The 12,139-nt window shown below is 63.4% G+C and carries 9 protein-coding genes; 5 read left to right on the top strand and 4 right to left on the bottom strand.

What is annotated here, in order from left to right:
• Positions 1–105 precede the first annotated feature (105 nt).
• A complete protein-coding gene (locus LH62_RS11065) occupies positions 106–1,239 on the bottom strand; it encodes a zinc-dependent alcohol dehydrogenase family protein (RefSeq protein ID WP_043361289.1) in 1,134 nt (377 codons plus the stop codon).
• A gap of 2,033 nt (positions 1,240–3,272) precedes the next feature.
• On the opposite strand from LH62_RS11065, the gene LH62_RS11055 reads away from it, so the two are divergent.
• Entirely contained in the window at positions 3,273–4,892 is a 1,620-nt protein-coding gene (locus LH62_RS11055; RefSeq protein WP_144404443.1) for a hypothetical protein, read from the top strand.
• Positions 4,893–5,319: 427 nt separating this feature from the next.
• Here LH62_RS11055 and LH62_RS11050 read toward each other — a convergent pair whose 3' ends face one another.
• Complete coding sequence (locus LH62_RS11050; protein WP_043361282.1) at positions 5,320–5,757, bottom strand: amidase family protein; 438 nt, start codon at positions 5,755–5,757, stop codon at positions 5,320–5,322.
• Between the two features lie 115 nt (positions 5,758–5,872).
• On the opposite strand from LH62_RS11050, the gene LH62_RS11045 reads away from it, so the two are divergent.
• Together LH62_RS11045 and LH62_RS11040 are read left to right on the top strand one after the other, a co-directional pair.
• Positions 5,873–6,763 (top strand): polysaccharide deacetylase family protein, encoded by an 891-nt coding sequence (locus LH62_RS11045; RefSeq protein ID WP_043361280.1) that lies wholly within the window; start codon positions 5,873–5,875, stop codon positions 6,761–6,763.
• Positions 6,764–6,860: 97 nt separating this feature from the next.
• A complete protein-coding gene (locus LH62_RS11040) occupies positions 6,861–7,712 on the top strand; it encodes a polysaccharide deacetylase family protein (RefSeq protein WP_160299816.1) in 852 nt (283 codons plus the stop codon).
• Here the strand turns inward: LH62_RS11040 and LH62_RS11035 are convergent.
• A complete protein-coding gene (locus tag LH62_RS11035; RefSeq protein WP_043361278.1) occupies positions 7,705–7,899 on the bottom strand; it encodes a hypothetical protein in 195 nt (64 codons plus the stop codon). The two genes, LH62_RS11040 and LH62_RS11035, sit on opposite strands and share 8 nt — an antisense overlap.
• Before the next feature lie 195 nt (positions 7,900–8,094).
• Here LH62_RS11035 and LH62_RS11030 point away from each other — a divergent pair, with 195 nt between their 5' ends.
• Together LH62_RS11030 and LH62_RS11025 are read left to right on the top strand one after the other, a co-directional pair.
• Positions 8,095–9,066 carry an isopenicillin N synthase family oxygenase gene (locus tag LH62_RS11030; protein ID WP_043361273.1) on the top strand — a complete coding sequence of 324 codons (972 nt, stop codon included), beginning with the start codon at positions 8,095–8,097 and terminating at the stop codon, positions 9,064–9,066.
• 166 nt (positions 9,067–9,232) lie between these two features.
• A complete protein-coding gene (locus LH62_RS11025) occupies positions 9,233–10,819 on the top strand; it encodes an ABC transporter substrate-binding protein (protein WP_043365575.1) in 1,587 nt (528 codons plus the stop codon).
• Between the two features lie 16 nt (positions 10,820–10,835).
• Here LH62_RS11025 and LH62_RS11020 read toward each other — a convergent pair whose 3' ends face one another.
• Positions 10,836–11,906 (bottom strand): LysR substrate-binding domain-containing protein, encoded by a 1,071-nt coding sequence (locus LH62_RS11020; RefSeq protein ID WP_144404441.1) that lies wholly within the window; start codon positions 11,904–11,906, stop codon positions 10,836–10,838.
• Between the last annotated feature and the right edge of the window lie 233 nt (positions 11,907–12,139).

Genomic DNA, 12,139 nt, shown 5'->3' with positions numbered 1-12,139 from the left:
GTACGGCCCGTCTACGCGACACATCTTGGCATTTTATGGGAACGATAGGCGGCATACCTGGCCGTCGGCAAGATGTGCAGATTCATTTGGAAGCTATGCCGCCATCTAGCTGTTCGGCTGCAGCAGTTGCCGTAACACGCTGCCATCGGCCAGCCGGTCGAATCCGGCATTGATTTCAGCCAAAGGCAAGCTGCCCGATTTGAGCCGTTCCACCGGAAGCTTGCCGCGCTTGTAGAGACCGAGAAAGCGCGGGATGTCCCGCTCTGGCACGCAGCTGCCCATATAGCTGCCGAGAATGCTCTTCTCGTCCGACACCAGCCCGGCGTGCATATAAGAGAAATTCGATCCCTGGGCCGGCAGCCCGGCACTGACGACGCTGCCGCCTCGGGCGGTGACCGCATAGGCGAGTTCCATCGCACGGATGTTGCCGGCAGTCTCAATGACCGTTTCGACGCCGCCATCAGTCACTGCCTTGATCCGTTCGACGCAATCCGCATCGGTGGCAAGGAAGGTGTCGGTCGCGCCCCAGTGTCGGGCGAGACCGAGCTTCTCGGCGCTGGTATCGATGGCGATGATACGCTCCGCACCACCGGCGACCGCCGCGAACAACGCATTCATGCCGACGCCGCCGAGGCCCACCACCGCGATCGTATCGCCGGCCTGCATACCCGCCGTGTTTAGCACGGCACCGGCGCCAGTCATCACCGCACAGCCAAAGATCGCCGCGTCGTCCAGCGGAATCGCCGGGTCAACCTTCACCATCGCCCGCCGAGCCACAACCGCGTACTGGGCAAACAGTGACAGCCCGCTGCCATGGTTGATCGCCTCTCCATTGAGGCGCCGGATGCGCTTCGCCCCGGACATCAGCGTGCCGGCCGCCCGCGCTGCCGAACCGCTTGGGCAGATATTCGGACGGCCGCGGATGCAGAACCGGCATGCCCCACATGACGAGACGAAAACGGTGACGACATGATCTCCCGGCTTGAGATCGGTGATGCCCTCGCCGCATTCACGCACAATTCCCGCACCTTCATGCCCGATTACGACCGGCAGCGGCCTGGGGCGGATGCCTTCGATCGCTGATAGGTCGGAATGGCAGAGGCCGGCAGCGGCGATCTCGATCAGCACCTCGCCCGGACCTGGACCCTCCAATTCCACATCCTCGATCACCAGCGGCGTGCTGCTTGCATAGGGACGCGGCAACCCCTGCTGATACATGATGGCGGCCTGCATGCGCATGTCGAAGCGTCCTGTTCGATAGGGCTGTTGGCAGTATTGCGAGGCTATTGGCCTCGCTCACGAATGAAGCGGCTGGGCCAGCCTCGTGACAATGACATCAGAGGCTAACACCTCTTCAAGATACCGCTCTACGCCTGTGCGCTCCAGCGTAGCCGGCACCTGCCACAGAAGCAGCGGCTTCAGCCAGGAAGCCCGGTCGCGACGTGGCAGCACCAGCAGCCGCAGGCAGAGAGCATGTAAGCCTTTGGGAGATGATCTCCGCGCAGAGCGAATTCTGCTCTAGCACTTCCGCACAGACCTGAACCCTGCCTCGGCAAGGTCCATTGCCCAGAACTTTCATGCTCACGGTCAGCATAGGATTTCCTCCCGCGAGCCCGGATGCAACCGGGCCGGGCCAAACCCCACAGGGTTGCATGCTCCCTTGCCGGTCGGGATGGTGCAGCTTGTTGCCATGGGCACCCTTGGGCGTCCTCACCCTTTAGCCGCTCGCCACGGGCCGTGGTGGCCATCCGGCTGACGAAGGTGGGCACGATGATCAACAGCCGGCTGGTAGCCCTGAACTCGCGGCGGATGGGGGCGCGGTGCTTGTCATCTCGATCGAACGGTCGAGATTGGCATTGGCATGCCCAGGCAAAGCGATGGTGCACGGAGGTTAGGGGCGCCGGCAGCATGACCCCAGTAGCCACTTGAGCCAGGTCGGCGGCACGAGTGGAAACCGGCGTCGCCAGCCGGTTATGCGGTTGAGCACCTCGACAGCCACGGCGGCTTCGCTTTGCTGGGTAGGCAAGAGGCGTGCGCATAGCTTGGGGGCGATGATCGCCTTGTATCTGTCGACCGCGGCCTCGGCAGATTGCGCCGTCTGTATCTCGTCGCCCTCTGCCAGGTCCCCGTCCCCTCTTTGCGATGAGCCGGATGCCGGTGCTGTCGATCGGCAGAGGCATCGGGCCGCATGGGATGACCTTGGACTACCACCCGGCAAACTTGCGGCCGCGACGGCTGAGCCTTGTGCGATCGGGCACCCGCAGTTCCTGCCCAAGCAGCCGGAGCACGCTCGTGGTGAAGCCTTCCACTTGGCGCAAGGCGATCTGCAAGGCGAGCTACAGCATCAGCTCGATCGCCATGTCCGAGTATCGGGCCTAGCCACCGGCGTGATCCGCCGCGGCGCCTGCCACCCGTTCAGGACAGCCGCATCGAACCAGAGCGTCAGGTCGCCACGCCGCGTCAAGCCGGCTCATAGGCTGGCCAGTTATGGACCCGGTATCGGCTTTGCGTATGTGGTGGCGGCGAGCGACGTTGTGCTTTAATAACATGCCGAAGCGCGTAACGGCTCAACCACGGCCGGGATACTATTCGGATCCAGCGGCTCGTCGCACCGACGCTCGCAGGTTGACAATTCTAGATTAGAATGCTATTAGAACATCACTATCAAAAAATGCACATTCTGAAAAGTCAAGGTTGAATAACTTCCGCTCAAAAAAATCATAAGCCAGCAAGCCGATAGCAGGACCAAAAATACAGCAGTAAGTTGTGTTGCTTCCCGTATTCCCAAAAATTTCAGATTCATCATGCTTCAGTTGGTTCTGGTAATCGGATTTGATTTTTTGCAAGAATTCCCTGGCTTTTCGCTAACTCGGTTTTTCTTTAGTTTATATACTTGAAATAAAATTAGTGAACTAACTTTTTTTAAGACGAAAAATCGTAAGATAATATTATGCGGATAGATTATGTTGAGAATGAAAAATATCCTCTGGGAGCGTATCTGAGTACGCTGGTTTTCGAGTTAGTCGCTTTGGAATCTATCAAAGTGCGGGGCAATAATCAGCGCTGCCGGCTGCAGCTTGGCCCCTGCATGTCATGGATCAGGGCAGCACAACCGGCTTCCAGCCGGCTTTTGCCAATCAGCTTCCAAACCAGGACCGATGTCCACCCCGCAACCTTGTCAAGCAAGATGGACTGGTCATGACCAGCATGAGCCGCGATCCGGCCCCGCGATGCCGGACGGGAGAGGCTAAGAACGTGATAAGGAGTTCGCTGTGAGCCTCAGCACGCCCGCCGCCTTCGGCGACACCGCTCGGAGCCCAGGCACCCGTGCTTTTCCATGGACGAAAGCGGGCCTCGTTCTGGTGATGGCGGCGGTCCTGCTCATTGCCGCGGCGTTGAACCGCAGCACGGAGTACGACGAGAACTATTCCGTGTTCATCACGGGCGGAACCGCCAGGCCGGACTGGCCGAGCGTCGTGTTCACGCCGGAGAGCCAGGCGGGCCTCTTCACCCATCGGGCCGACGCCGCCACGGCCAATCAGCTGATGCGCACGACCGATGTCCATCCGCCGCTGTACTTCATCGCCCTCAGCCTTTGGCGGGCGGTGGTGGGCAACGATCTGGTCGCGCTTCGCGCCTTCAGCGTGATCCTGGCGCTCGGTGCCGTGCTGGTCTGGATGCGGGTGGCCTGGCTGGCTGGCCTGCCTCCCATCATCCTCGGGCTGGTGCTAGCCCTGTCCTACGGCTTCGAGATCATGGCGCATGTAGTGAGAGGCTACGTTCTCGCTCAACTGCTCATGGGTTTGACCGTATGGTGCGCGCTGGCAGCCCAGCGCCCTGGTTCGGGTAGGCCGCTGCTGCTGGCTTGCTTAGCCGGGCTGGCGGGTGGCCTTGCCACCTGCACCCACTATTTTTCCGCCTTCCCGGTGGTGGCCACCCTGGGATGGATGGTGCTGGCGACACCCGGTTGGGGGATGCGCCTCCGTCTGGGCGCGACCGCCGCAGTCCCAAGCCTTCTGCTCGTCGGCGTCGCCGCAGAATTCTGGCTGGCCCAGCGGGCCGTCTCGCTCGGGCAGTCGGTCGCCCAATTCCCCGTGCTCCCGTTCCCGGCGGCGTTGTCGCGGCTAGCGCAATACAATGCCGCCGGCCTGCTGGGTGGATTGCCTCTCTATGTGCCAGCCGGCCTCGCGCGGATCCTGGTCGGCGGCACGCTGGTGCTTCTGCTGGCCGGTCTCGCATTGGCCATCCTGTTGCAGTGGCGCCATCTTGGCCGCCCCCGCTGGCTTTGGCTGCTCGGCGCACTTGTTCCCTCGCTGGCCCTGTTGCCGATGGGAGCATTGTTCGGCGCCATGCCGATCGAGCTTCGCTATCTCGTCCTGGCTGCCCCCTTCGTCGCCGCCCTGGTGACCGCAGCCTTCCAGGCATGGTCACGTAAAGCTCCGCAACTCAGTCTCCTTGCGCTGGGCCTGTTGTTGACCATCCAGGCGACGAGCAGCCTCGGCCTGATCCTGCATCCGGCAACGCAGCAGCCCTTCCGCAGCGCCGCCACGGCCCTAGCAGCCGCCATCAGCCCCACGACCTTGGTGGTCCTGCCCTTCGGCCAGGACGGCGTCGGTATCGTTGGCAGCATGCTACGCGAATTACCCTTCAATCAACCCATACTCCTTCTGCGGAGCACGGATGCCAGCGAGGTCGTGCGCCGAATCCCGCCACAGGTCTGTCAGCTCGTGCTGCTCAACTTCGGCGACCGCGATGCCGCCAGCGCGATCCAGTACCAAGCCGCCCGAAAAGCACTGGATGCGGGGTCGGGCTGGACCAGCGGCGCACTCCTTTGGCAGGAGCAGCGAGGCGGCTCCGCCACGCTCTACACCTCACATGCCGCAGGATGCTGATGCGACATGGTTTATTTAGGGGACTCATTCAGATCAACTCGGTGACGGCGGCGATGGGGACAAGCGGCAGAACAGGCGCTCATCCGGTTTCGAAGCCAGTCGACGTGCCGGCCGATCGGATAATGAGGGCGGATTGCGGCGGACGGAATGTAGGTCACAGCTGTAAAGCTTCATCGCCAGTGGCGTCTCAGCATTCTCCGCGCATGACGAAGTATGATCAAACAACCGCCGGCTCAACGGCTTAGACCATCCAACGAGCGATTGCAGCTACCGCCGCGTCGGAATGAGGTTGGCCTAAAGCTGGACGCCCATAGGCATGCCGCCAATAGCCGTCATTGGTGAGGTGACTACGGGCGCGTCTAGCGCAGAGCTCGGCGTGTTGTAGACTGCATCGCCCGTCGGGCCCTTCGCCAGCGGCTGACCCGATTCATCTGGCGTCCAGAACGGCGCCACGCCGGGCGAGGCAGACGCGATGACGGCATCCACGAGCGGCGCGAGCGCCGCATGCCGTGCGCGGATCTCCTCGCGCTGGATTGTCGCGTTTCGGGAAATTGCCTTCATAGGCCTTGCAGCCCATCTGGGTCGGCATGTCCCGCGTCTCGAGCAAGTCCTTGATGCCGAGCGGCATGCCATCGATGAGGGGCAGTTGCCGCCCGGCCTTCCAGCGCGCCGTGCTGGCATCGGCCGCCTCGCGTGCGCCGGTTTCGTTCATTACGACCCAAGCCTGCACCACAGGCTCCCGCTGAGCAATGGTCTCCAGGCAACGCTCCAAATAAGCGCGCGGCGTGTCCGTGCCGCCTGCAAAGGCTGGCGTGGCGTCGTGCCAGGTCAGCGCACGAAAATCCTTCGGCGAGTAGTTCTGCATATCGAAGCATCCTCCCGTTGGCCACAACGAACGGCGCGCTGGCCCCGGCGGGCCCTCTTGCATGTCCTGCCCTGGTGACGGAGCATCCCCGCGAAACCTCGAATGGGAAGCGGCCATGGCGGCGAATCCTGACGCGGAGTTGGATGAGATCGACGCCGCCGCACAGCGGCACCTCGCCCGGCATGAATCCGTCAGCGATCCGAAATGGCCAGGCGAGGCACGAGTAGCGGTGAATTTCACCGCCGATTTCGATGCCATGCTGCTGCGCCGGCTGATGAATGAGCCGTCCATGCAGCTTGCCAAGGGCGAGTTTGGCGGGCGGGTCGGCATCTGGCGGTTGATCGAGTTGTTCGACAGCCATGACGTTCAGGCTACGATATTCACGCCGGGTCGCATCTGTGAGCTCTACCCGCGAGCCGTCGCCGCGGCAGCGAAGAGCGGCCATGAGGTCACCGACCATATGTGGGAGCACCGCGTTCCCAAGGAGCCGGAGCTGGAACGCGACCATCTCACCCGCTCCACCGAAGCCCTGGAAAAGCTGACCGGGAAGCGCGGCGTCGGGACGCGCAGCGGCCATAGCCATGGCTTGCTACGGGAGCTTGGCTATATCTATCGCTCCAACGGATCGGCCAGCCACCGACCGCATTACCTGCGCGACCCCGACGGCAGCAATGTCCTGATCAACTTGCCGTTCCACTATTCCATCGACGACGCGATGTTTTACTCCTTTGCATGGATGGGTACGCCAGTCGCCGCGCAACGCATCAGCGACCCTGAGCGCGTGATGGAGTTTTGGTGGGAGGCCTTCCTACAGCAGCATGCCCAGGGGGGCGGCTACCTCAACATCTGCTTGCATCCCTTCGTCTCGGGCCGGGCGCAGCGCATCCTGATGCTTGATCGGCTGATCCGGCGGATGAAGGAGAAGGGCGAGGTCTGGTTCCCTAGTTGCGAGGCAGTGGCGCGGCACTGCATCGCGGTGCAGCCGCCCGCTGGCGGCTGGAACTGAGGGGAACGCCATGCCCTGGAAAGACCGCTACACAATCTCGAACGAGCGCAGCATCGAGGATGCCGACCTTCGCTGGCCCGAGGAAAGGCGCTGCGCCGTGAGCATCACGGTGGATCTCAGCCTCGCGTCCGGCGGCGACGGCATCCGCGCAGCGGAGCTGTCGACTCCGGTCGCGCGCTTCGCCATCGAGGAAGGGCTCGACAACCTGCTTGGCGTGTTGCGCCGGCATAAACTGCGCGCCACTTTCGCAACGCCTGCGGTCATGGTGAAAGTCTATGGCCAAAAGTTGAAGGACATCCTTGCCGAAGGTCATGAAATTGCCGCCGAGGCCTTACGCCACGAGGATGTTTCCGGACTTTCGCGCGAGGAAGAGAAAGCCCGGCTCGACCGCACCACGACCATCCTCGCCGATGCCATCGGCAGGCCGCCGGCTGGATGGTTCATGCTGTCGCGCCAGATGGACAACTTCGCCGGCGGCACCATCAGCCCAAACACGATCGACCTGCTGATCGAAGCGGGCTACCGCTATTACGGCAACGGCCAAGCCGATGACGTGCCGCATTGGTGGGTAGCGGATTTCGCCAGCCGGCGCGCGCTGCCCGCAATGCCCTACTACTACCATTTCGACGACCAGTATTTCTGCATGTTCCCGACCAAAGGCACTGGCCTCGAAAGTCCCGACATGCTGCTGCGCAACTGGCGCACGGAATTCGAGGCGCAGCACGGGCGAGGTCGCCACTTCCACATGACGCTGCATCCGCAGCATATGGGCTGGCTGCATCGACTGAAGATGCTGGAGGATTTCCTGGACTGGATGGGCGGCCATGCGGCGCTGTGGAACCCGACGGCCGAGGCATGCATCGCGCATTGGACGTCGACCTATCCAGCGGAGACCCATCTCGACCTGGAGCCGAGCATCTGGACGGATTACCCGGGTAGCCTTAGCTAGAAGTCAGACTCAACTCCGGCGATCCCCACAAAAATCTGCCATCGACCGGCAGACCAACGCCGGTGACGTCGGATGCGGCGTCCGAGCAGAAGAAGTCAATCACCGCCGCCACCTCATGCGCCTTCCCAAAACGCCCGGTCGAGACGTCGCGCAGCATGCCTGCCTTGTACTCGGCCAAGAGCGCCATCCCGCACTCCGCAAAACCGGAGAACGCCCAGTTCAAGCCCCAGGCTCAGGCACCAACAGGACCTAAGATCCCCCTCATGTGAATTTCTCTCAGCCATAACTGAAATCTTCTGGTTTGACCGCTTGGCCCATCTGCTCCGACCGTGAGCCCCGGCGTGAGGGCGATGGGCCCCCGCCTCATCGCGGGAGGCCCCCTATGTCCGAGAGCAACGCTCCTGGCACCGACATCCCCGTCGTCGATCTCGGCCCCTACTTCGCCGGCGAAGAGGGCGCGCTCAAGCGGATCGCCGCCCAGCTCCGCGAGAACTGCGAGACAGTCGGCTTTCTCTACATCAGCAATCACGGCGTTCCGCAGGAACTGATCGACCGCACTTTCGCCGCCGCCGCCGCCTTCCACGCCCAGCCGCTTGAGAAGAAGATGGAGCTGAAGGTGGACAACGCGATGCAGGGCTACTTGCCGATGCGCGGCAGCACCACGCGCACCTCCACCATCAACGCCAACAACAAGCCCAACGAGAACGAGGCTTTCTTCGTGAAGGGGGAGGGCCAGCCGGGTGTGACCAACCGCTGGCCGGACGTGCCTGGCTTCAAGGAAACAACGCAGGCCTACTACGCGGCGCTGGAGGCGCTGGCGCAGCGCATGCTGCCGCTCTACGCCTGCGCACTGGACCTGCCGGCGGAATATTTCGACACGAAGTGCGACCATCCCTTCAGCTCCCTCCGCCTCAGCCACTACCCACCGGTAAAGGAGTACGCAGAGAACCAGTTCGGCATCGCGCCGCACACTGACTCCACCTTCATCACCCTGCTCGCCCAGAACAAGGTGCCGGGGCTGCAGATCCGCCGGCGGGACGGCGTATGGATCGACGCGCCGGTGATCGAAGGGACCTTCATCGTCAATACCGGGGACACGCTACACCGCTGGACGAACGGGCGGTTTCTCTCCACGCCGCATCGCGCCTTCAACATCTCCGACCAACCGCGCTACGCGATCCCCTACTTCTTCCATCCTAACGCCGAGACGTTGGTAGAATGCCTGTCCACCTGCCGGGTGGAGGGCGAGGAGCCGCTCTTTCCCCCCATGACGATGGGGGATTACATGGCTTGGTTTCGCCGCAAGAACTATGATCATCTCCGCAAGGCGGAGCCGGCCGCAGCCGCCGAATAGGGTGATCGCTCACACGCGCGAACTGCTCTGCACATACCAGGCCAGGGCATCCATCCTGGCCGGATGAAGCCCTGGACGCGGTCGAGACGAGGTGGGCGCAGCGGTGCGTCTAGGAGCGCTGCACACGGCAGACAAAGGAAGAACGCGTTCAATGGAAAGGCTCGCCATGAATCTGCGCTGGATGGCCCGTGTACTCGCCCTTGCACTGCTTGCCCTGTCAGCCGCGCTCCACAACGCGCAAGCCGAGGAGCGCACCCTGCGTGTCTCCTTGAACACCGAACTGCAGGTGCTAGACCCGATCGTCACCACGATCAACGCGACTCGCGTCTTCTCCTACCTTGTTTATGACATGCTCTTCGCCATAGACGAGCAGGGGAATTACAAGCCCCAGATGGTCGACCGCTACGAGGTGAGCGACGACCGCCTGACCTACACCTTCCATCTGCGCGACGGGCTGGAATGGAGCGACGGCAAGCCTGTGACGGCCGAGGACGCCGTGGCCTCGATCCGCCGTTGGGCCCAGCGTGAGGCGCTGGGCGTGCAGATCATGCGCGTGGCGGAAGGGCTGCGGGTCGTGGACCCGCGGAGCTTTGAGCTGAAGCTGCGCGAACCCTATGCCTATGTGATCGAGGCGTTGGGCAAGCCCGGCAACGTCATCCCAGTAATGATGCCCGCGCGGCTTGCCAACCTGCCTGCGAACGCCGCCGTGCCGGAGGTCGTCGGCTCCGGCCCCTTCCTGTTTGACCGCAACAGCTGGCGGCCAGGCGAGCGCGCCACCTTCCGCCGCAATCCCCGCTACCGCCCGCGCGCCGAGCCGGCTTCTGGTCTTGCTGGCGGCAAGGTCGTGCATTTCGACCGCGTGGACCTTATCAGCATGCCGGACCAGGCGACGCGCGTCGCAGCCCTTCAAGCGGGCGAGGTGGACTATCTTGAGATCATCCCGGCGGACTTCATCGGACCGATGCGGCGGAACCGCAACATCACCATCGCCAACCCACGCGGCGCGGGGCAGATCATGTCGATTATCAGCCTCAACCACGCGCAGCCACCCTTCGACAATCCCAAGGTCCGCCGCGCCGCGCAGCTAGCGGTGAACCAGGCCGACATAATGGCGAGCCTCGGCCTGCCGGAGGATCTCTACCTCCGCGAGTGTCACGCGCTCTACATGTGCAACACGGCGGGCGAGTCGAGTGCGGGGACAGAGATCTTCCGCAACGCCGGCGCTGAGCGGGCCCGCGTCCTGCTGCGCGAGGCCGGCTACAAGAACGAGCCCGTGGTCTTCCTGCACTCCGAGAGCTCGGCCCTGCTTAACTCGATGGGCCTCGTCATGGTCGATCAGATGCGCAAGGCCGGCTTCAACGTGCAGCTGGCGACTTCGGATTATGCGACGGTGGCGCAGCGCCGGCTGAACCGCGGGCCGACGACCAACGGCGGCTGGAGCATGGTCAACATCATCTGGAATGGCATCGACCTGGTGAACCCCCTCGCCAATCCGGGCGTCGCCTATAACTGCGCCGAGCACTACTCGGGCTGGTACTGCGATCCGCGCCAGACGGATCTCCTCCGCCGGGCCGCTACGGCGCGGAGCGAGGAGGAGCGCGCGCGCCTTGCCGGGGAGCTGCAGACTGCCTTCCATGACAACGCGAACTACATCCTTGGCGGGCAGTTCTCGGCACCCGCGGCATACCGCTCCGACCTTCGGGGCGTAATCGAATTCCCGATCCCGGTTTTTTGGAGCATGTCCCGGCGCTGAGGCGCTGCGCTGGGGTTCAGTGCTCGCGCTGCGCCTCGGCAACCAGCCAGTCGCGCAGCAGCGCGCTCGCCCGACTTCGCTCCGGCGCGGGCGTGGCATAGAGGAGCCAGTCCGGCTCATCCGTCAGCGCCAGATCGAACAACATGATCAGGCGCCCAGCGCGGAGATCCTCCGCGATCAGGTTGGCGAAGAACAGCATCACGCCCATACCGGAGATGGTCGCGATATAGGCCAGGTTCATGTCCTCGAACTTGATGCCCTGGCTCGGGTCGATACCCGGCACCTTCGCAAGCCGCAGCCAGCGTCGCCAGTCCCCCTTGCGCTTGCGCGAGTGGATCATGCTGAGCGGATCAAGCTGCGCGGGATGCGTGATCGGGGCGCGGCCGGCGAGGTAGCGGGGACTGCACACCGGCACCAGCCGCCCGTCGAATAGCCGCGTCGGCTCGGTCTTCGCCAAGGGCGCCGGGCCATGGGTGACCGCCACGTCGAAGCGCCGGGGCTCCAGCGAAGGGGGTGGGCCGATCTCGGAGCTGAGCTCCAGGGTGATCGACGGGTGGCGCTCGATGAAGCGCGGCAGGCGCGGCACCAGCCAGCGCATCGCAAGGTTCGTTGAGGCATAGACGCGAACACTCGCCGGATCGTTCGCGGAGAAGAGCACACGCGTGTCGTCCTCGATCCGGCGGAACGCCTCCCCAATCGAGCGCAGATAGGCCTTGCCCTGAGGCGTCAGCACCACCTCGCGGTGCTGACGGTCGAACAGGCGCGCACCGAGGAATTCTTCCAGGTGGCGGATCTGGTGGCTGATCGCGCCGGGGGTCACCCCGAGTTCTTCGGCAGCGGCGGTGAAGCTCTGGCGACGCCCGGCGGCCTCGAAGGCGCGGAGGCTACGGAGTGGGGGCAGGCGTGTGACGATCGGCGCGATCCTGCTGGGACGGGGTGCTGGGAGACTAGCAGAAGCCGCATCGAATTCAGAAGCCGCGCGCCGCCCCACATCCGTAAGAAGGTGCATGATCTCGGCGTCACCGAAGCCGAGAGCTGATGAGGCTCCTATTGTGGTCAAGTGGCCGCTGGAGCTGTGAGGTGACACGGCGAAAATGGGCCGGCTCTGGTGTTAATTTCTCGGCGGATTCCTCATGCTGAATATGGAGATTGGCTATGAAACGGCGATTTCTCGTGGAGAAACTTGTGGCGGTGTTGAAGCAGCCCGACTTGGGCCTGCCGATGGCCGGGTCGTGTCCCGTATGGTGATGTAGGAGCGGCCGGGGCTCCTGGGTGGCGTTGAGCCGCGGTCAGGCCACCACGGCGGACAGACTGGCAGTT

The organism is Belnapia sp. F-4-1, from assembly GCF_000802185.1.
GTDB lineage: Bacteria > Pseudomonadota > Alphaproteobacteria > Acetobacterales > Acetobacteraceae > Belnapia.
This window is presented reverse-complemented; position numbering and strand designations above follow the sequence as displayed.

Coding starts and splice junctions, on each gene's coding strand:
- LH62_RS11065 (WP_043361289.1), bottom strand. CDS start 1,239: ATGCGCATGCAGGCCGCCATCATGTATCAGCAGGGGTTGCCGCGTCCC.
- LH62_RS11050 (WP_043361282.1), bottom strand. CDS start 5,757: ATGCAGAACTACTCGCCGAAGGATTTTCGTGCGCTGACCTGGCACGAC.
- LH62_RS11045 (WP_043361280.1), top strand. CDS start 5,873: ATGGCGGCGAATCCTGACGCGGAGTTGGATGAGATCGACGCCGCCGCA.
- LH62_RS11035 (WP_043361278.1), bottom strand. CDS start 7,899: ATGGCGCTCTTGGCCGAGTACAAGGCAGGCATGCTGCGCGACGTCTCG.
- LH62_RS11030 (WP_043361273.1), top strand. CDS start 8,095: ATGTCCGAGAGCAACGCTCCTGGCACCGACATCCCCGTCGTCGATCTC.
- LH62_RS11025 (WP_043365575.1), top strand. CDS start 9,233: ATGAATCTGCGCTGGATGGCCCGTGTACTCGCCCTTGCACTGCTTGCC.